The organism is Streptococcus sp. A34 (assembly GCF_043674115.1).
In the GTDB taxonomy this organism is placed as follows: domain Bacteria; phylum Bacillota; class Bacilli; order Lactobacillales; family Streptococcaceae; genus Streptococcus; species Streptococcus suis_V.
In genome coordinates this window covers 18,340-37,840 of sequence record NZ_JBIMJM010000006.1, presented here as the reverse complement: position 1 = coordinate 37,840, position 19,501 = coordinate 18,340, and the positions used below count along the sequence as shown (strand labels likewise).

The window sequence follows — 19,501 nt, the reverse complement described above, 5'->3', positions numbered from 1 at the left end:
AATGAGTACACAAACAAATACAGCTGTGAAATCAGCTAATCAAAAAGAAAAAGGCTTATTTGAGTCACTATTAGCAAATAGTCGTCAATACGGGATTGTCGGCGCCTTGATTGTCATCATAGCAGTCTTTCAATTTTTGACAGGAGGATTACTATTACAGCCTAATACAGTTGTGCAATTAATCCAACAAAATGCTTATGTTGTTATCTTGGCTATTGGTATGGTAATGGTCATTATCGCGACTCATATCGACTTATCAGTAGGGTCTCTAGTTGGTTTTATTGGTGGATGTGTTGCATTGCTGATGCAAGATATGCATGTTAATTGGTTCTTATCAATTATTATTGGTATTTTAATTGGCTTATTGATTGGTATTTGGCAAGGATTTTGGGTCGCTTATGTTGGCATCCCAGGCTTCATCACGACGTTAGCAGGAATGTTAGTATTTCGTGGTCTAGCAACAACCATGATTAATGCATCTATTCCAGTAAACGATTCATCTTTCAATGCCATTGCGGCAAACTATCTTCCGAATGTTTTAGGATTCTGGGGACCATTTGATGGTTTGACAGTAGTAGTTGGTTTACTATTGATTTTGTTTTTTGCATATAGTCAATTTCGTAGTCGTAAGAAAGCCTTTTTAGTAGGTTTAGATGTCGAACCATTATCTGCTACCTATACTAAAATTGGGATAGCGGCAGTTATCATAGGAGCATTAACATATTTGTTTGCAACTTCTGGTAATGCAGTTCAAGGTGGGATTCCTATCATGTTAGTCATTGTCGGAGTTTTGGTTGCCCTATATAACTTTATTTTGACAAAAACTGTATTTGGTCGTCATGTATATGCAGTCGGAGGCAATCGTCGTGCTGCGATGTTATCCGGTATCAATACTAAGCGAGTAGATTTCCTGTTGTATGTTCATATGGGATTCTTGTCAGCGATTGCAGCTATTGCAATGCTTTCGCGTTTGAGTTCGGCGTCCGCAGCAACAGGTAACTCCTTTGAAATGGATGCAATTGCCTCCTGTTTTGTTGGTGGTACTGCAGTAACGGGTGGTATCGGTACAGTTCCAGGTGTAGTTGTCGGTGCAGCTGTGATTGGGGTTATTAACCAAGGGTTATCTATCATGGGTGTTGATTCGGCATTGATTCAAACAATTAAAGGATTAGTACTGTTGCTTGCAGTAGCCATTGATATTTATTCAAAACGTCGTAAACACTAATATTTTTTGAAAAGAGGAATGAAAATGGGCAAAGAATTAAATGATATTTCAAAGTGTCGTCTGTATGGTTTGACTGCACTTGTGTGCTTCGTTTGGTTGGTCCAAAGTATCTATGAGACTCTCCAGGCTGGGCAGGCTGTCTTCACAGTATTGAATATTATTTTTTATCTATCACTTCTTTTTGTCATTGTCTATACCGCGTATACGGCATATGATATGAAAAAGTCGCTTAAGAAGAAAAAGTAGTGATAGCTTCCATTCATTTCTTGATTATTGGAGGGAAATTCTCCTACAGATTGTGAATTTTGAAAGTTATCATCAATCCAGTTTTGGACGGGTTAATGATGACTTTTAATTTTTAATTCTAATAATAAATTATAGAGTCAATAAAGTTTAGATAGTGTGGTAATTGAGTATCTGTAAGAAAAAGGAGGAAATGAGATGCATCATATTATGGATGACATAGTTCAAGGACGTACATCCTTAGGAATTGAATTTGGATCGACACGAATTAAGGCCATTTTAATTGATAGTCATCAACAAACAATAGTCTCGGGCAGTTATGATTGGGAGAATCAATTGGTAGATGGTGTTTGGACCTACTCATTGGATGCTGTGTGGACTGGTCTGCAGTCTGCCTATCGTCAGCTAGTTGAGGAAGTGCAATCTAAGTATGGTATTCATCTAACCCAAATTGGTCAAATCGGTATTAGTGCGATGATGCATGGCTATATGGCTTTTGATGAAAAAGATCAGCTATTAGTCCCTTTTCGCACATGGCGCAATACAATTACAGGACAGGCTGCTGAAGAATTGAGCCAACTGTTCGATTTTAACATTCCTGAACGTTGGAGCATAGCACATCTTTATCAGGCGGTTTTGAATAAGGAAGAACATGTACCAAATATTTCATTTTTGACCACTTTAGCCGGGTACATTCATTGGCAGTTGACCGGTCAAAAAGTTTTGGGAGTTGGAGATGCGTCGGGCATGTTCCCTATTGACTCTGATACTGGATATTATAAGGAAAATTTCCTTGCGTCATTTGATAGCTTGATTAAGGAGTATGATTTTTCTTGGAATTTAAGATCTATTTTACCAGCGGTTTTGCCGGCAGGAAGTTTAGCTGGAGTATTAACGCCAGAAGGAGCTAATCGTTTAGATCCAACAGGTCAGTTAAAATCAGGAGCTCGTCTCTGTCCGCCAGAAGGGGATGCAGGAACTGGAATGGTAGCCACAAACAGTGTATCGCAACGGACAGGCAATGTCTCAGCTGGAACGTCTATTTTTGCAATGATTGTTTTAGAGCGCGCTTTGCAACACCGACATTCAGAGATAGATATTGTTACAACTCCGGTTGGTGATACAGTTGCAATGGTACACGCGAACAATTGCAGTTCAGACATAAATGCTTGGGTCAAACTATTTCAGGAGTTTTCAGTTTTGTCTGGTCAATCAATTAGCAGTTCAGATATTTACCCATTGCTTTTCAATGCGGCTTTATCGGGTGAAAAAGATTGTGGTGGCTTGTTATCCTATGGCTATTATTCTGGGGAAAGTATCACCAATATAAACGAAGGTAGGCCGCTCTTGGTGCGTACTCCTGAAAGTAGATTTTCAGTACCGAACTTAATGCGGAGTCATATTTTATCGGCATTTTCAACCCTGGCAATTGGAATGGAAATTTTGGTAGATGAAGAGCACATTCAGATTGATAGTATCTTAGGGCATGGTGGTATTTTTAAAACTCCACAAGTTGCCCAAAGTTTATTAGCTGCAGCTATTCAAACACCGGTATCGGTCATGGATACGGCTGGAGAAGGAGGTGCTTGGGGCATTGCACTCTTGGCTGATTATTTGAATTATGCTACTGAACAACCATTAAGTAGCTATCTGGAAGAAATTGTATTTGTAGATGCTCCTGTTGAGACGATTGAGCCGAATTCAGAAGATAGTGAGGGATTTAAGGTATTTCTAGCAAATTATAAAAAAGGACTAGCTATTGAAAAGGTGGCAGTCGAGAGAGTTTAAGGAGATACTATGTTAGAAGAACTAAAGAAAGTTGTATACCAAGCAAATTTGGAATTGCCAAAACGTAACTTAATTCAATATACTTGGGGGAATGTTAGTCAAGTTGATCGAGCATCCGGTCTCTTTGTTATTAAACCGTCAGGTGTTGATTATGATGTGATGACTGCTGATGACATGGTTGTTTGTGATTTTGATGGTAATGTAATTGACGGCAACCTTCGTCCGTCATCAGATATGCCAACTCATGCAGTATTATATAAGACATATTCTGAAATAGGCGGTGTTGTTCACACGCATTCGCCTTGGGCAGCTTCTTGGGCACAATCTGGGCTAGATGTGCCAGCAATGGGGACAACTCATGCAGATACGTTTTACGGGACAGTTCCGTGTGCCCGATTTTTGACGAAAGAAGAGCTTGATGCTGGTTATGAACATGAGACAGGGAATGTAATCGTTGAGACATTTACAAAACGCGGATTAGATCCAGTCTCTGTTCCAGGTATTCTACTCCAAGGACATGGACCTTTTACTTGGGGAAAAAATGCAGAAGATGCTGTTATGCACGCCGTGGTTTTGGAAGAAGTTTGTCGAATGAATGCTATTACTCGTTTTCTAAATCCATTTGCACCAGAGTTGCCTCAATATATTTTAGACAAACACTATTTAAGAAAACATGGTAAGAATGCTTACTATGGTCAGAATTAATTTCTATTTAAAAGGAGCTATATTATGTTAGAAACAAAAAAAGAATTTTGGTTTGTGGTTGGATCACAACATTTATATGGTGAAGAAACGCTTGAGGAAGTCAAAAAACATGCGAGAGAGATGGTAGATCGTCTGAATGCAAGTGGCCGACTCCCTTACCCATTAGTATTTCAAGAAGAATTAGCTGTTTCTGCTGATGTTATTACCAAGTTGATGAAAGAAATTAATTACCGAGACGAGGTCGCTGGTGTTGTAACTTGGATGCATACTTTCTCGCCAGCTAAGATGTGGATTCGTGGCACTAAATTGTTACAAAAACCACTCTTACATTTAGCAACCCAATATAATGAGTCTATTCCGTGGTCGACGATTGATATGGATTTTATGAACCTCAATCAATCAGCTCATGGGGATAGAGAGTATGGTTTTATCAATGCTCGTCTTAAGAAAAATAACAAAATAGTTGTTGGTTATTGGCAAAATGAATCTATTCAAAGCCAAATTGGTCAATGGATGGACGTGGCAGTTGCCTACAATGAAGGGTTTAATATAAAAGTGGCTCGTTTTGGGGACAACATGCGTAATGTTGCTGTTACTGATGGTGACAAGATTGAGGCACAAATTCAGTTAGGTTGGACTGTTGATTACTATGGAATAGGTGATTTAGTTGAAGTAATTGATCAAGTAACTGATGAAGAGGTAGATACTCTCTTTGCAGATTACAAGGAGCTTTACGACTTTGACTATGGTGACTATGATGTTGCAATCTGGGAAGAGCACGTGAAGGAACAAGCTAAATATGAGATTGCACTGAAACGGTTCCTTGATGCTGGTGGCTACACGGCCTTCTCTGATAATTTTGAAGATTTGCACGGCATGAAACAGTTGCCAGGTTTAGCTGTTCAACGATTAATGGCGCAAGGTTATGGTTTTGCAGGGGAAGGTGATTGGAAGACTGCTGCCCTTGATCGTTTTATGAAAGTGATGGCACATAATCAGAATACTGGTTTTATGGAAGACTATACTTACGAACTTGCTATCGGTAAGGAATCTGTCCTACAATCTCACATGCTTGAAGTCGATCCTACACTGGCCAAAGACAAACCAAAAATACTTGTCTCTCCATTAGGAATTGGGGGAAAAGCAGATCCAGCTCGTCTTGTATTTGATGGAAAAGCAGGAGAAGGTGTCGTCGTATCAGTAGCAGATTTTGGAACACACTTCAAATTACTTATCAATGAAGTAAGTGCGTTTGAGCCAACAGAGCTAGCTCCACATTTACCAGTTGCACGTGTACTTTGGGAGGTAAAACCTAATTTCCAAGATGGTGTAAAAGCTTGGATTGAGGCTGGGGGAGGCCACCATACAGTTGTTTCGTTGAATGCGACCTCTGATCAGGTTATTGATTGGGCTAAATTAGTAGGGCTTGAGTATGTGTTGATAAAGTAGCTTTCTAAGTTGTTAAGGAGACAAGGATGACAGTTACAACAAAAATACTAGAGATGATATATGATAAGGAAGTCACACAGGTTCGGCTACAGAATAAGAATGGTCTTGTGGTTAGTTTTCTGACTTTAGGGGCCACTTGGCAAGAATTTTTAGTTCCGCAACCAGATGGTTCTTATAAAAATCTTTTGTTGGGTTTTGATGTGCCAAGTGACTATTACCGAAATGATCTTTTTGCAGGTCAAACAATCGGACGAGTTGCCGGTCGTATTGCAAAGGGGGAGCTTACTCTTGATGGAAATAGTTACCAGCTACCAATAAATAATCATCAAAATTGCTTACACGGAGGTCCAGAAGGTTTCCATCAACTACACTGGGATTACCAAGTAATCGAGGATGAGGATAGGGTGACGGTGGTTTTCTCACACAGTATAACAGAGGCACATGACGGATTTCCAGCTGATATGGATGTAACGGTAGCTGTTTGTTTGACAAATGAGAATCAGGTTATATTTGAGTTTTCAGGGGCAAATGCTACTAAGTCAACAGTTTTCAATCCTACTACCCACCCCTACTTTAATTTGAGTCGTTATCAAAACCTACAGACACACGAATTGATGGTTGCTGCAGATTATGTTTTGGAGACTGATGACGAATTGATTCCCTCCGGTCAATTTCTGCCGGTCGATAATACGCCATTCGATTTTAGAAAGTTAACTAATCTTAGTCGAGCAATTGAGCAGAGTGTAGGCTTTGATGATGCATTTGTTGTCAACCAAGCAGAGAACCAGCCAATAGTTGTTTTGCGTGATAGAGAGAGTGGAGATCAGCTAAATGTATATTCTGAGCGTCAAGGGGTAGTTATCTACACCATGAACTCGCTGACAGAAGGAGTTTCATTTGCGCGTGACGATGGAAAAGCGGGTATCATTCACGAAGGAATTGCAATTGAACCGCAAAATCTTCCTGATGCAGTTCACCATGAACATTTTGATTCTATTATTCTCGCTCCTAACGTAGAACAGACTTATCACATTATCTACGAATATGTGTCCAGTCTATAAGTTAAACGGATTATCAAAGCAGCCCTTCGCCGAGGGGTTGTTTTGTGTTATACTATAAACAAAAGGAGCTGTTATGAAATCTTTGAAATTTGATTTTTTGGCCTTTGTCGTCGGTGGGATGTTGTTTGGGGTTGGCCTAAGTTTGCTTTGGGATGGTTTGCCTACTTGGCCTAATTTTCTAGGTGCCATCTACTTATTTCTCTGTTGGCTGGCCTTTTCGTTTATCATGGATGATTTGTATGAAAAGATACCTAAAAATGCCTTGGCAGAAAAAATCGCCTTCCCGTCTCTCTTTCTCTTTGCCCCTCTGGTATTTCTCTTAAAGATGAAAAAGTGAATCTTGTAAATATCTCGGTATGTCTGTGCGAGGTTGCCAGTTGTGCCTGTTTTGCTATTTGAATAGAAAAATACCTTACGGCATAGGTTGATACGGACCTTGGTTGCCCTATGTCCAAGCTACTCTTAGTCAGAGGTTTGCCTTTTTCTGAAAATATGACTCATTTTCTTGTTTTTTCTTTTTTTATATGATATACTTAACAAGTTAATTAAAAGGTTAAGGAAATAAAATGAATCCGATTGCGTTAGAAATTGAAAAATGTTTGCATGAGATTGTCCTGAGTTCGGAAAATCAACTGGAGATTCTAGTTGGTAATTGCCAGAGCTCGGTCAAGTTGACCAATACCCAGGAGCATATCCTCATGTTGATTGAAAAGAATGCTTATACCAATACTGAGATTGCTAAGCAGCTCAATATCAGTCAGGCTGCAGTGACCAAGGCCACCAAGTCTTTGGTTGCGCAAGGTCTCTTGGAGGCAGTGCGGGATAGTAAGGATGGCCGTGTTGTTCGCTTTAGTCTAACGGACCTGGCTCGTCCCATTGCGGCGGAGCATGCCCACCATCATGCCCACACATTAGAGGCTTACGAGGACTTGCTAAAGGGTTACACGACTGATGAGCAAGAATTGATTGGTCGATTTATGCAGGATTTAGTGGAGAAGATTAAAAAATAATGAGATACATCACAGTGGAGGATTTGTCCTTCTATTATGACAAGGAGCCGGTCCTAGAGCACATCCATTATCACTTGGATAGTGGGGAGTTTGTGACCTTGACGGGTGAAAATGGGGCTGCCAAGTCTACCTTGATCAAGGCGACCCTGGGTATTTTAAAGCCTAGGATAGGAAAAGTGACATTGGCAGAGAAGAGTGTTACGGGCAAAAAGTTACGTTTGGCCTATTTACCACAGCAGATTGCTAGCTTTAATGCTGGTTTTCCAAGTACTGTTTTGGAATTTGTTCGTTCGGGGCGTTACCCAAGGCAGGGTTGGTTTAGACGGTTGACGGCTCACGATGAGGAACATGTGAAGAAGAGTTTGGAATCAGTTGGTATGTGGGATCATCGAGATAAAAAACTGGGTTCACTGAGCGGTGGACAAAAGCAACGGGCTGTCATTGCTCGGATGTTTGCATCTGATCCGGATATTTTCATTCTGGATGAGCCGACTACTGGTATGGATAGTGGTACCAAGGATGCCTTTTATAAGTTAATGCACCATTCTGCTAAAAAGCATGGAAAGGCTGTTTTGATGATTACCCATGATCCAGATGAGCTTAGCAAGTATGCGGACCGTAACATCCATCTGGTGCGGGACCAAGCGTCACCATGGCGTTGTTTCAACGTCCACGAACCCGACGAGGAGGTAGGCCATGTTTGATCTGTCTATTTTCCAGTATGATTTCATGCAGCGGGCTTTTTTGGCAATTATTGCCATGAGTTTGTTTTCGCCAATCCTGGGTGTTTTTCTCATTCTTAGAAGACAGAGTTTGATGTCAGATACGCTTAGTCACGTTTCCTTAGCAGGTGTGGCGTTTGGTTTGGTTTTGGGGATTTCTCCGACTGTGTCCACCTTACTTGTTGTGATTGTTGCAGCAGTCTTTCTTGAATACTTGCGGACGATTTACAAGAACTTTATGGAAATCGGTACGGCAATCTTGATGTCTACAGGTCTGGCTATTTCCCTTATTGTCATGAATAAGTCTGGCGGAAAGTCGAGTTTGAGTTTGGATCAATATCTGTTTGGATCGATTGTCACTATTAGCCAGGAACAGGTCTGGGCTTTATTTGGCATTGCAGTTGCGGTTATCTTGTTGACCCTTCTCTTCCTGCGTCCTATGTATATCTTGACTTTTGATGAGGATACGGCTTTTGTGGACGGTTTACCGGTACGTGCCATGTCTATTGCCTTTAATGTGGTGACAGGTGTCGCCATTGCCCTGATGATTCCTGCGGCTGGTGCCCTCTTGGTATCGACCATCATGGTCTTACCTGCAGCCATTGCGCTTCGTTTAGGAAAAAATTTCAAGTCGGTGATTGTGATCGGAATGTTGATTGGCTTCTTTGGAATGGTCACTGGTTTGCTGACATCTTATTATGCTGAAACACCTGCAAGTGCCAGCATTACCTTGATTTTTATTAGTATTTTCCTATTGGTGAATCTAGTAGCCAAGTTTAAAAAATAGGAGGAATTATGAAAAAATTAGCTCTTTTAGGTTTGGGTTTATCGTTCTTCGCCTTGTCGGCCTGTGGTAATAGCACAGCTTCTCAAAATGATGAGTTGAACATCGTGACCACCTTTTATCCTGTCTATGAGTTTACCAAACAGGTTGTGGGTGAGGAAGGAACCGTTGACCTTTTGATTGAAGCAGGTACAGAAGTTCATGACTTTGAGCCATCTGCCAAGGACATTGCCGTTATTCAAGAAGCGGATACCTTTGTCTATGAAAATGAAAATATGGAGACTTGGGTGCCAGATGTTTTAGACAGTATTGATACTGAAGCGGTCGGTGTTATCAAGGCGACGGAGGGAATGTTGCTCTTGCCTGGTAGTGAGGAAGAAGAACATGACCACGAAGAAGGGGAAGACCACGAACACGCCTATGACCCACACGTATGGTTGTCACCTGAACGTTCCATTACCTTGGTGGAAACCATTCGGGATGGGTTGATTGCCCAGTACCCTGATAAAAAAGCTGTTTTTGAAGAAAATGCAGCTGCTTACATTGAAAAGTTAGAAGCTCTGCATTCTCAATACACAGAAACCTTGTCAGCTGCTAAGCAAAAATATTTTGTCACCCAGCATACTGCCTTTGCCTATTTGGCTTTGGACTATGGTTTGCACCAAGTGTCGATCACAGGTGTCTCTGCAGACCAAGAGCCTACGGCAACTCGTTTGGCGGAATTGACCGAGTATATCAAGACCTACGGTATCAAGTATATCTATTTTGAAGAGAATGCGTCTTCAGCAGTAGCGGAAACCTTGGCAAAAGAAACTGGCGTGGAACTGGATGTTTTGGATACGCTTGAGAGTGTGACGACAGAAGCTATGGATAGTGGTGAGGATTATATTTCCATCATGGAAGCAAACTTGGCGGCTTTGGAAAAAACAACCAGTCAAGCAGGAGTGGAAATCTTGCCAGAAGAGGGTGCTGAGACGGCTCAGACGGTTTACAATGGCTACTTTGAAGATGCTGCTGTTAAAGATCGCACTTTGTCAGATTATGCCGGGGAGTGGCAGTCTGTTTACCCATATTTGCTCGATGGTACGCTTGATCAAGTTTGGGATTACAAGGCGAAAATTAAAGGTGATATGACAGCTGAAGAGTATAAGGCATACTACGACACAGGTTACAAGACAGACGTTGATCAAATTAACATTACAGATAATACCATGGAGTTTGTAGTGGGAGACAAGTCTTACAAGTATACCTATAAGTACGTGGGTTATGAAATTTTGACTTATAAAAAAGGTAACCGTGGTGTTCGTTTCTTATTTGAAGCAACGGATCCAAATGCTGGTGATTACAAGTATGTGCAATTCAGTGACCACAATATTGCCCCTGTTAAGACAGGTCACTTCCATATCTATTTTGGTGGAGAGAGCCAAGAAAAACTATTGGAAGAATTGGAAAACTGGCCGACCTATTATCCAGTTGGTTTGACTGGTTTGGAAATCGGTCAGGAAATGCTGGCTCACTAAGAAAATAAGGCTGAACGGAATGTTCAGTCCTTTTTCTTGACATTTTCTGACTACAAGTGTAAACTAAAATTAGAAAATGATTGTTGGGAGGTGAGTTTATGGAGCAGATGATTTCTGCTGCGGAGTGGCAGGTCATGCGGGTTCTGTGGGCCCATCCTGGTGCGACTTCTCAGGAAATTATTCAGTCCTTGCAGGAAGGCTTTGACTGGCAGGCGACGACCATTAAGACACTCTTGGGGCGGCTACGGAAGAAAAACTATCTGAGAATGGCTAAGGAAACTAGCAAGTATCACTATTATCCGCTGATCAGTGAGGAAGAACATTTGCAGGCGCAGGTGGAACTCTTACTAGCTACCATCTGTTCCACAAAACAGGGGCAGTTAGTTGAAAACTTGCTAGACACAGGGACATTTTCCCAAAAAAGCCTTGAACAACTAGCTAGTAAAATAGCCCAACTACAAAAGACTGCACCTGAGCGAATCGCCTGTCAATGCTTGGCAGGTCAATGTACCTGTGGGCATCATGCTAAAGGAGTTTGAATATGAAACAAATCTTGAAATTGAAAAACTTATCTTGTCAGAACTGTGTCAAGCACGTGACCAATCACCTTTTGGATTTGGACGGAGTGGTAGAAGTGAAAATCCAGCTGGATCAGCAGTTGGCGGAAGTGGAAACTTCGGTGGCCTATGATTTGGAAGGCTACCAAGTGGCTTTGGACGATACCATCTATGAAGTGGAAGAGTTGATATAAGCGAAAAAGCAGCCGTCGGGCTGCTTTTTATAATGCTTTGAGGAGTTTGTTCAGGTCCATCTGGGCTTGCCTAAGCCTAATTTGATCCCAGAAGCCATCTTCTTGAAAGCGTGGAATCAGGTGGACATGGAAATGGGTGCCGACATCAAACAAGCGATCGTTGCAAGCTATGGTCACACCGTCAATTATCAATGCTTGACAGAGTTTATCAGTCAAAAAGACTTCCAAGTCCGATAGCTCATAGCGAACAACAGGTGGGACTTGGCTGAGCGTGTCATAGTGGTCTTTGCTGATAATCAGTAGATGCCCCGTTTGGACAGGGTCAATGTCCCAGACCGCCTTGAAATGCTCCGTCTGGTAGAGAATATCGATTTCTTCAATCTGATGGCAAAAAATACAGGTCATAGCTGTTCTCCTAGGTTAGCAGAAAAGGAAATCACATAGGATTTCCTTGGGAGATGTTAATAAGTCAACACAGAATATTTTTTCTTCCCGCGGCGGATAACGGTCAGCTCGCCGTCAATTTTGTCGCTGTCAGAGAGGGTGTAGTCCAAGTCTTGTACACGCTCACCGTTGACATAGATGGCACCATTTTGCACATCTTCACGAGCTTGGCGTTTTGAGTTGACAATACCAGAGGTAACCAAGAGTTCAACGATGTTAAGGTTGTCTTCAGCCTGTACAGCGTAGTTTGGAACGTTGCTGAGACCCTGCTTGAGCTCTTTTGCGGACAGGTTTTTGATGTTGCCTGCGAACAATTGCTCGGTAATGTTAAGGGCCTGTTGATAAGCTTCTTCACCGTGAACCAATGTCACGACTTCCTTAGCCAAAATTTTCTGAGCCAGACGTTCATGACGGGCAGCGTCAAATTCTTCTTCAATCTTAGCAATCTCATCTAATGTCAAGAAAGTAAAGATTTTCAAGAAACGAACGGCATCGTCATCCATGACATTGAGCCAGAATTGGTACATTTCATAAGGGGAAGTTTTGTCGGCGTCTAACCAAACGGCGTTGCCTTCTGACTTACCAAACTTCTTACCTGTCGAGTCGGTGATAAGTGGTACAGTCATAACGTGACCAGACTTGTCAGCCTTGCGGCGAAGCAACTCGGTACCTGCAGTCATGTTACCCCACTGGTCAGAACCACCGATTTGTAGGGTCACATTGTGCTTGTCATTGAGCTCGTAGAAGTCATAGCCCTGCATGATTTGGTAGGCAAACTCGGTGTAGGAAATACCTGTTTCAATCCGTTTTTTCACAGAGTCCTTGCTCATCATGTAATTGACCGTGTAGTATTTACCGACATCACGAAGGAAGTCAATAAAGCTGATGTCTGAGAACCAGTCGTAGTTGTTGACCATTTCGGCCTTGTTGTCACCATTTTCAAAATCCAAGAAGCGAGAGAGTTGACCTTGGATTTTTGTCACCCAACCGTCAACGGTGTCTTTGGTTTGCAAGCTGCGCTCCGCATCCTTGAAGGAAGGGTCGCCAATCAGACCAGTCGCACCGCCAACGAGGGCATAAGGCTTGTGACCAGCTAGTTGCAAGCGACGGCTGGTTAAGATAGCAACCAAGTGCCCCAAGTGCAAACTATCTGCTGTTGGATCGTAGCCTGTGTAATAAGAAACCTGCCCTTCTGTTAAGGCTTTTACCAAGGCTTCTTCGTCTGTCGTTTGAAAGACCAAGCCACGTGCTTTTAGTTCTTCAAAAATATTCATATGAGGCTTTCTCCTTTTAAAATTTCCCCCTATTATACCATGAAATTGTAGAAAGTGGGCAAAGTTTGGTATAATAAAAGGAATAAGGAGTTACTATGACGACGAAACATTCTAAATTCAAAACAATGATGGCTTCTTTTAGCCTGACCAATGGATTGGGCATCTTGTTAAGAAGTATCAAATTATTGGTGGATTATTTGGCAGTCATTTTCCTAGTCTTGGGCAGTCTGGGTGCCGGGGTTGGAGTTGGCTATGTCTTTAGCCTATTTGACCAAGTAGAGGCGCCTAGTAAGGAAGAGCTGCTGGCCAATATCGCCAATATCAGTAGAAATTCTCATATTGTCTTTTCGGATGGTTCTCCTGTAGCAGATATCAATTCAGACTTGTTGCGGAGCCCTATTGAAAATGCAGATATTTCTGACTATATCAAGCAGGCCGTGATTGCTACGGAGGATGTCACCTTTGAGAGCCACAATGGTGTTGTGCCTAAGGCGGTATTGCGTGCGGCTCTGGGCTCGGTTGGTTTTGGTTCTTCCAGCGGTGGTTCGACCATTACTCAGCAGTTGATTAAGCAGCAGATTGTAGGCAACGCTCCGACTTTTACACGTAAGGCCAATGAAATTATCACAGCCTTGGCTCTGGAGCGGGACATGTCCAAGGAAGATATTTTGACTACTTATCTCAATGTCTCGCCTTTTGGTCGAAATAATCAGGGCAAAAATATTGCCGGTGTAGAAGAAGCGGCGCGGGGAATTTTCGGAAAATCAACCAAGGAATTAACGGTTCCTCAGGCGGCCTTTATTGCTGGTTTGCCACAGAGTCCCATTGTCTACTCGCCCTATGCGGCAGACGGTAGTCTCAAGTCGGATGAGTATATGTCTTACGGCCTGGCTCGACACCAAGATGTACTCTATAATATGTACCGAGCAGAATTTCTGACCAAGGAAGAGTACGAGACCTATAAGGATTATGATATTCGCCAGGACTTCCTTCCTCCTAGTCCGGTAACAGAGGATACCAAGGATTTTCTATACTATGCTGTTCTGGATGAAGCCATTGACGTCATGTATGATTATCTGGTGGAGCGGGATAAGGTTTCAGATGCCAAGCTGAAAAATGATGAGACCGTTCAAGAATACAGAGAGCTTGCCGCCCAAGAAATTAGCCAAGGGGGCTATACCGTCACTTCTACGGTCAATCCTGCTATTCACAATGCCATGAATGCTGTGGCGCGTGACAATGGCTACTTGCTGGATGAAGGAAACGGAGTTGTAGAGACTGGTTCGGTCTTGCTAGATAACAAGACAGGTGCAGTGCTTGGCTTTGTTGGTGGCCGTGATTTTTCACAGAACAAGAACAATCATGCTTTCGATACTGTTCGTTCTCCTGCATCAACCATTAAGCCTATTTTGGCCTACGGTATTGCTATGGACCAGGGCCTAATCGGATCGGCTAGTATCTTCTCAGATTACCCAGCTCGTTTCTCCAGTGGCGAGCAAATCATGAACGTCAATAACCGAGGTTCAGGTATGATTGATTTGCAGACTGCTCTCAATCGCTCGGTCAATATTCCTGCCTTCTGGACCTATAAGCTGCTGCAACAGTCTGGTGTGGATGTCAAGTCCTATATGGAGAAGATGGATTACCACATTCCGATGTATGACATTGAAAGTCTGCCTCTCGGAGGAGGGATTGATGTTTCTGTAGCTACCAATACCAACGCCTATCAAACCTTGGCAAACGGCGGCGTCTACAACAAGCATTATCTGGTTGAGAATATCAAGAAGGCTGATGGGACAGTTGTTTACCAGCACCAGGCGGCACCTGTTCAGGTTTACTCTAAGGCAACTTCGAGTATCATGATGAACCTGCTCAAGGGGGTTATTTCCTCTGGCTTGACCACAACCTATGCAAACCGTATCAGGGCTATCAACCCTCAAGTATTGGCCAATACAGATATAGCTGGCAAGACTGGTACGAGTAATTACGCTGGAGATGCTTGGCTCATGCTTTCGACCCCTCAGGTTACCTTGGGCTCCTGGGCAGGCTATGATGATAATACAAGTTTGGATGTTTTTGCAAGCTATAATAGCAATTCTCACTATGTTGCTTATTTGTCCAATGCCATCTATCAAGTGGCACCGGAATTATTCTCTGGACGATTTACACTGGATGATAGTGTGATTGCATCTAATGTAGTCACCTCTACTGGGCAACGGCCAGGTAGTGTGCAGGTCAATGGCCGTACGATTAACGTATCAGGTGCTACTACGACTAGTTATTGGGCCAAAAATGGGGCGCCGGTGACCAACTATCGATTTATGGTAGGTGGAACAGAGGCTGATTATCAGACAGCTTGGAATAGTTTGTTTGGCAACCAGCAGCGTAGGACGACCTCCTCAAGCAGTAACAGCAGGACAGGTTCTTCTAGCAGTTCGAGCTCATCATCCTCAGCAAATAATAATGACGGAGATTCCGAACCAAGCTCGGACTCTGGTGAAGAAGATAACCCTTGATTTTTAAGCGGTCTTGTGTTATAATTTTATAAATAATTTGTCGTCTGTCTTGTTTGAAATCTTGTCCAAACAAGACTTGCAGCAGTTAAATCACACTTTTCAAAGGAAGATTTAGCTGCTCTTTTTGTGTCTATTTGATGGATTTTTAGGAATTGTAATGTATTCTTAAAGATTCTAAATATTCAGAAAAAGGACAAAAGCTAGCTCGCTAGGGCTGGCGATAGATAAAACTCGACCGGATAGCGAGTAGCTTGACGGTCTCGTATCTTATTACAAAGGAGAAAACTTTTGGCAGGACATGAAGTTCAGTACGGTAAGCACCGTACCCGTCGTAGTTTTTCAAGAATCAAGGAAGTTCTTGATTTACCAAATTTGATCGAAATCCAGACAGATTCTTTCAAAGATTTCTTGGATTCTGGTTTGAAGGAAGTCTTTGAAGATGTACTTCCAGTATCAAACTTCACAGATACCATGGAATTGGAATTTGTTGGCTACGAATTGAAGACTCCAAAATACACTTTGGAAGAGGCACGTTCGCACGATGCCAACTATTCTGCGCCTATCTATGTGACATTCCGCTTGGTCAACAAGGAAACGGGTGAAATCAAGACCCAGGAAGTTTTCTTTGGCGAATTCCCAATCATGACTGAAATGGGTACCTTCATCATCAACGGTGCAGAGCGGATTATCGTTTCTCAGTTGGTGCGTTCACCAGGTGTCTACTTCAATGATAAAGTAGATAAGAACGGTAAAGTAGGTTATGGTTCAACGGTTATCCCTAACCGTGGAGCTTGGTTGGAATTGGAAACAGACTCAAAAGACATTGCCTACACTCGTATTGACCGTACGCGTAAGATTCCGTTCACGACACTTGTTCGTGCGCTTGGTTTCTCAGGTGATGATGAAATCATTGATATCTTTGGTGATAGCGAATTGGTTCGCAATACCATTGAAAAAGATATTCATAAAAACCCAGCAGATTCTCGTACAGATGAAGCGCTTAAGGAAATCTATGAGCGCCTTCGTCCAGGTGAACCAAAGACAGCGGAAAGCTCACGGAGCCTTTTGACAGCTCGTTTCTTTGACCCACGTCGTTACGACCTAGCACCTGTTGGTCGTTACAAGATTAATAAAAAACTCAACCTCCGTACTCGTTTGCTCAACCAAACACTTGCTGATCATGTGATTAACGGTGAGACAGGCGAAATCGTCTTGGAAGCAGGTACAGTCTTGAGCCGTGATGTGCTTGAAAAAGTAGAAGCTCAATTCGACGAACTCAACCTTGTTGAATACATTCCAAATGACAACGCTGTTCTTCTTGAGCCAGTTCTTTTGCAGAAATTCAAGATTGTGGCACCAAAAGATCCAGATCGTGTAGTCACTGTGATTGGTAATGCTAATCCGGCGGAAAACGTACGTACAGTAACACCTGCGGATATCTTGGCAGAGATGAGCTACTTCCTCAACTTGGCTGAAGGTCTTGGTCGTGTAGATGATATTGACCACTTGGGTAACCGTCGTATTCGTGCCGTTGGTGAATTGCTTGCCAACCAAGTACGTATCGGTTTGACCCGTATGGAACGTAACTTGCGTGAGCGTATGTCTGTTCAAGACAATGAAGTATTGACGCCACAACAAATCATCAATATCCGCCCTGTTACAGCTGCAATCAAAGAATTCTTTGGTTCATCTCAGTTGTCACAGTTCATGGACCAACACAACCCACTTTCCGAGTTGTCTCACAAACGCCGTTTGTCAGCCTTGGGACCTGGTGGTTTGACCCGTGACCGCGCTGGTTATGAGGTTCGAGATGTTCACTACACTCACTATGGCCGTATGTGTCCGATTGAAACGCCTGAGGGACCAAACATCGGTTTGATCAACAACTTGTCTTCTTATGGTCACCTCAACAAGTATGGTTTCATCCAAACACCATACCGCAAGATCGACCGTGCAACTGGTACAGTAACGAACGAAATCGTTTGGTTGACAGCAGATGAAGAAGATGCCTACATCGTAGCCCAATCAACATCACCACTTGATGAAAACAACCGTTTCGTTGATAAAATCGTTATGGGACGTCACCAAGGTAATAACCAAGAGTTCCCAGCAGATTCAGCGGACTTCATGGACGTTTCACCGAAACAGGTAGTTGCTGTTGCGACAGCATGTATTCCTTTCTTGGAAAACGATGACTCCAACCGTGCCCTCATGGGTGCCAACATGCAACGTCAGGCTGTTCCATTGATTGATCCAAAAGCACCTTACGTTGGTACTGGTATGGAGTATCAGGCTGCTCATGACTCAGGTGCGGCAGTTATTGCTCAACATGATGGTAAGGTAACTTATGCAGATGCGGACAAGGTAGAAGTACGCCGTGAAGATGGTTCCTTGGATGTTTATAGCATTCAAAAATTCCGCCGTTCAAACTCTGGTACAGCCTATAACCAACGTACCCTTGTAAAAGTAGGCGATGTCGTTGAAAAAGGCGACTTTATCGCAGATGGTCCTTCTATGGAACGTGGGGAAATGGCCCTCGGTCAAAACCCAATCGTTGCCTACATGACGTGGGAAGGTTATAACTTCGAGGATGCGGTTATCATGTCTGAGCGTCTGGTGAAAGAAGATGTCTATACATCTGTTCACTTGGAAGAATACGAATCAGAAACCCGCGATACCAAGTTAGGCCCTGAAGAAATCACACGCGAAATTCCAAACGTTGGTGAGGATGCCCTTCGTCAGTTGGATGAAATGGGTATCATACGTATCGGTGCGGAAGTTAAAGAAGGCGATATTCTTGTTGGTAAGGTCACACCTAAGGGTGAAAAAGATCTTTCTGCTGAAGAGCGCCTCTTGCATGCAATCTTCGGTGACAAGTCACGTGAAGTGCGTGACACCTCTCTTCGTGTACCTCACGGTGCCGATGGTGTCGTTCGTGATGTGAAAATCTTTACTCGTGCCAACGGTGATGAATTGCAATCAGGTGTTAACATGCTGGTTCGTGTCTACATCGCTCAAAAACGTAAGATCAAGGTCGGAGATAAGATGGCCGGTCGTCACGGTAACAAGGGTGTCGTTTCACGTATTGTACCGGTTGAAGATATGCCATATCTTCCAGATGGAACGCCAGTTGATATCATGTTGAACCCACTCGGGGTGCCATCTCGTATGAACATCGGTCAGGTTATGGAACTCCACTTGGGTATGGCGGCTCGTAACTTGGGTATCCATATTGCAACACCAGTTTTCGATGGTGCAAGTTCAGAAGATCTTTGGTCAACCGTTAAAGAAGCGGGTATGGATTCAGATGCCAAGACCATTCTTTACGATGGACGTACCGGTGAGCCATTTGATAACCGTGTGTCTGTCGGTGTCATGTACATGATCAAGCTTCACCACATGGTTGATGATAAACTTCATGCCCGCTCAGTCGGACCATACTCACTCGTTACCCAACAGCCACTCGGAGGTAAGGCTCAGTTTGGTGGTCAGCGTTTCGGTGAGATGGAGGTTTGGGCCCTTGAAGCCTACGGTGCTTCAAACGTCCTACAAGAAATCTTGACCTACAAGTCAGATGATGTGACAGGCCGTCTGAAAGCCTATGAAGCCATCACAAAAGGCAAACCAATTCCAAAACCAGGCGTTCCAGAATCATTCCGCGTTCTTGTCAAAGAATTGCAATCACTTGGTTTGGATATGCGTGTCCTTGATGAAGATGATAACGAAGTAGAATTGCGTGACCTTGATGAAGGTGAAGATGATGATATCATCCACGTAGATGATCTTGAAAAAGCACGTGCAAAAGCAGCAGCTGACGCAGCGGCAGCCTTTGCAGCAGAAGAAGCAGAAGACAAAGAATAATCAGATAGGAGACTAGGGGGAGGTCCTTGCTTGATTTTGTATCAACTGGGATCGCCTAGTCTGTCTGGTGCTAGACAGTCTAGCAACTTTGTCGGTTATTCAAGAATCCGAGGTGTGACTCATCCACCTCTCACAAGAAAAGAAAGGG

At 43.0% G+C, this 19,501-nt stretch carries 17 protein-coding genes; 15 read left to right on the top strand and 2 right to left on the bottom strand.

What is annotated here, in order from left to right; genetic code table 11:
* Nucleotide 1 precedes the first annotated feature (1 nt).
* The 13 genes from mmsB (at nt 2) to ACHBGV_RS02995 (ending at nt 11,258) form a co-directional block, all read left to right on the top strand.
* A complete protein-coding gene (gene mmsB, locus ACHBGV_RS03055) occupies nt 2-1,225 on the top strand; it encodes a multiple monosaccharide ABC transporter permease (RefSeq protein WP_318823937.1) in 1,224 nt (407 codons plus the stop codon).
* A 24-nt stretch (nt 1,226-1,249) separates the two neighbouring features.
* The gene (locus ACHBGV_RS03050) at nt 1,250-1,471 is read left to right on the top strand and encodes a hypothetical protein (RefSeq protein WP_394719506.1); all 222 of its coding nucleotides are present in this window, start codon (nt 1,250-1,252) and stop codon (nt 1,469-1,471) included.
* A gap of 195 nt (nt 1,472-1,666) precedes the next feature.
* The gene (locus ACHBGV_RS03045; protein ID WP_394735626.1) at nt 1,667-3,256 is read left to right on the top strand and encodes a xylulokinase; all 1,590 of its coding nucleotides are present in this window, start codon (nt 1,667-1,669) and stop codon (nt 3,254-3,256) included.
* Nucleotides 3,257-3,265: 9 nt separating this feature from the next.
* Nucleotides 3,266-3,961, top strand: coding sequence for an L-ribulose-5-phosphate 4-epimerase (locus ACHBGV_RS03040; protein ID WP_318823935.1), 696 nt, complete (start codon nt 3,266-3,268; stop codon nt 3,959-3,961).
* Nucleotides 3,962-3,985: 24 nt separating this feature from the next.
* Nucleotides 3,986-5,410, top strand: a complete 1,425-nt coding sequence (araA, locus tag ACHBGV_RS03035; protein WP_394735625.1) for an L-arabinose isomerase — start codon at nt 3,986-3,988, stop codon at nt 5,408-5,410.
* A 26-nt stretch (nt 5,411-5,436) separates the two neighbouring features.
* Nucleotides 5,437-6,471, top strand: coding sequence for an aldose epimerase family protein (locus ACHBGV_RS03030; protein WP_394735624.1), 1,035 nt, complete (start codon nt 5,437-5,439; stop codon nt 6,469-6,471).
* A gap of 73 nt (nt 6,472-6,544) precedes the next feature.
* Entirely contained in the window at nt 6,545-6,808 is a 264-nt protein-coding gene (locus ACHBGV_RS03025; protein ID WP_105111110.1) for a hypothetical protein, read from the top strand.
* A gap of 229 nt (nt 6,809-7,037) precedes the next feature.
* Nucleotides 7,038-7,481: a zinc-dependent MarR family transcriptional regulator gene (locus tag ACHBGV_RS03020; protein ID WP_105111109.1), complete on the top strand. Its 444-nt coding sequence runs from the start codon at nt 7,038-7,040 to the stop codon at nt 7,479-7,481.
* Nucleotides 7,481-8,185 carry a metal ABC transporter ATP-binding protein gene (locus ACHBGV_RS03015; RefSeq protein WP_394735623.1) on the top strand — a complete coding sequence of 235 codons (705 nt, stop codon included), beginning with the start codon at nt 7,481-7,483 and terminating at the stop codon, nt 8,183-8,185. The genes ACHBGV_RS03020 and ACHBGV_RS03015 overlap by 1 nt, the downstream gene beginning before the upstream one ends.
* A complete protein-coding gene (locus ACHBGV_RS03010; protein WP_172043963.1) occupies nt 8,178-8,990 on the top strand; it encodes a metal ABC transporter permease in 813 nt (270 codons plus the stop codon). Before ACHBGV_RS03015 ends, ACHBGV_RS03010 begins: the two co-directional genes overlap by 8 nt.
* Nucleotides 8,991-8,998: 8 nt before the next feature.
* Nucleotides 8,999-10,507, top strand: a complete 1,509-nt coding sequence (locus ACHBGV_RS03005; RefSeq protein WP_394735622.1) for a zinc ABC transporter substrate-binding protein AdcA — start codon at nt 8,999-9,001, stop codon at nt 10,505-10,507.
* A gap of 98 nt (nt 10,508-10,605) precedes the next feature.
* Nucleotides 10,606-11,046 carry a CopY/TcrY family copper transport repressor gene (locus ACHBGV_RS03000; RefSeq protein ID WP_394733691.1) on the top strand — a complete coding sequence of 147 codons (441 nt, stop codon included), beginning with the start codon at nt 10,606-10,608 and terminating at the stop codon, nt 11,044-11,046.
* A 2-nt stretch (nt 11,047-11,048) separates the two neighbouring features.
* On the top strand, nt 11,049-11,258 hold the full coding sequence (locus ACHBGV_RS02995; protein ID WP_394735621.1) for a heavy-metal-associated domain-containing protein: 210 nt from the start codon (nt 11,049-11,051) through the stop codon (nt 11,256-11,258).
* A gap of 27 nt (nt 11,259-11,285) precedes the next feature.
* Here ACHBGV_RS02995 and ACHBGV_RS02990 read toward each other — a convergent pair whose 3' ends face one another.
* Complete coding sequence (locus ACHBGV_RS02990) at nt 11,286-11,663, bottom strand: HIT family protein (RefSeq protein ID WP_394735620.1); 378 nt, start codon at nt 11,661-11,663, stop codon at nt 11,286-11,288.
* A gap of 56 nt (nt 11,664-11,719) precedes the next feature.
* Nucleotides 11,720-12,976 carry a tyrosine--tRNA ligase gene (tyrS, locus tag ACHBGV_RS02985; protein ID WP_394735619.1) on the bottom strand — a complete coding sequence of 419 codons (1,257 nt, stop codon included), beginning with the start codon at nt 12,974-12,976 and terminating at the stop codon, nt 11,720-11,722.
* Between the two features lie 95 nt (nt 12,977-13,071).
* Here tyrS and pbp1b point away from each other — a divergent pair, with 95 nt between their 5' ends.
* Entirely contained in the window at nt 13,072-15,492 is a 2,421-nt protein-coding gene (gene pbp1b / locus ACHBGV_RS02980) for a penicillin-binding protein PBP1B (RefSeq protein ID WP_394735618.1), read from the top strand.
* A gap of 288 nt (nt 15,493-15,780) precedes the next feature.
* Nucleotides 15,781-19,353 (top strand): DNA-directed RNA polymerase subunit beta, encoded by a 3,573-nt coding sequence (gene rpoB, locus ACHBGV_RS02975; protein ID WP_394735617.1) that lies wholly within the window; start codon nt 15,781-15,783, stop codon nt 19,351-19,353.
* Nucleotides 19,354-19,501 lie beyond the last annotated feature (148 nt).

Bases quoted from the DNA above. Each gene is read 5' to 3' on its own strand.
- mmsB (WP_318823937.1), top strand. From the start codon at position 2: ATGAGTACACAAACAAATACAGCTGTGAAATCAGCTAATCAAAAAGAA.
- ACHBGV_RS03050 (WP_394719506.1), top strand. From the start codon at position 1,250: ATGGGCAAAGAATTAAATGATATTTCAAAGTGTCGTCTGTATGGTTTG.
- ACHBGV_RS03045 (WP_394735626.1), top strand. From the start codon at position 1,667: ATGCATCATATTATGGATGACATAGTTCAAGGACGTACATCCTTAGGA.
- ACHBGV_RS03040 (WP_318823935.1), top strand. From the start codon at position 3,266: ATGTTAGAAGAACTAAAGAAAGTTGTATACCAAGCAAATTTGGAATTG.
- araA (WP_394735625.1), top strand. From the start codon at position 3,986: ATGTTAGAAACAAAAAAAGAATTTTGGTTTGTGGTTGGATCACAACAT.
- ACHBGV_RS03030 (WP_394735624.1), top strand. From the start codon at position 5,437: ATGACAGTTACAACAAAAATACTAGAGATGATATATGATAAGGAAGTC.
- ACHBGV_RS03025 (WP_105111110.1), top strand. From the start codon at position 6,545: ATGAAATCTTTGAAATTTGATTTTTTGGCCTTTGTCGTCGGTGGGATG.
- ACHBGV_RS03020 (WP_105111109.1), top strand. From the start codon at position 7,038: ATGAATCCGATTGCGTTAGAAATTGAAAAATGTTTGCATGAGATTGTC.
- ACHBGV_RS03015 (WP_394735623.1), top strand. From the start codon at position 7,481: ATGAGATACATCACAGTGGAGGATTTGTCCTTCTATTATGACAAGGAG.
- ACHBGV_RS03010 (WP_172043963.1), top strand. From the start codon at position 8,178: ATGTTTGATCTGTCTATTTTCCAGTATGATTTCATGCAGCGGGCTTTT.
- ACHBGV_RS03005 (WP_394735622.1), top strand. From the start codon at position 8,999: ATGAAAAAATTAGCTCTTTTAGGTTTGGGTTTATCGTTCTTCGCCTTG.
- ACHBGV_RS03000 (WP_394733691.1), top strand. From the start codon at position 10,606: ATGGAGCAGATGATTTCTGCTGCGGAGTGGCAGGTCATGCGGGTTCTG.
- ACHBGV_RS02995 (WP_394735621.1), top strand. From the start codon at position 11,049: ATGAAACAAATCTTGAAATTGAAAAACTTATCTTGTCAGAACTGTGTC.
- ACHBGV_RS02990 (WP_394735620.1), bottom strand. From the start codon at position 11,663: ATGACCTGTATTTTTTGCCATCAGATTGAAGAAATCGATATTCTCTAC.
- tyrS (WP_394735619.1), bottom strand. From the start codon at position 12,976: ATGAATATTTTTGAAGAACTAAAAGCACGTGGCTTGGTCTTTCAAACG.
- pbp1b (WP_394735618.1), top strand. From the start codon at position 13,072: ATGACGACGAAACATTCTAAATTCAAAACAATGATGGCTTCTTTTAGC.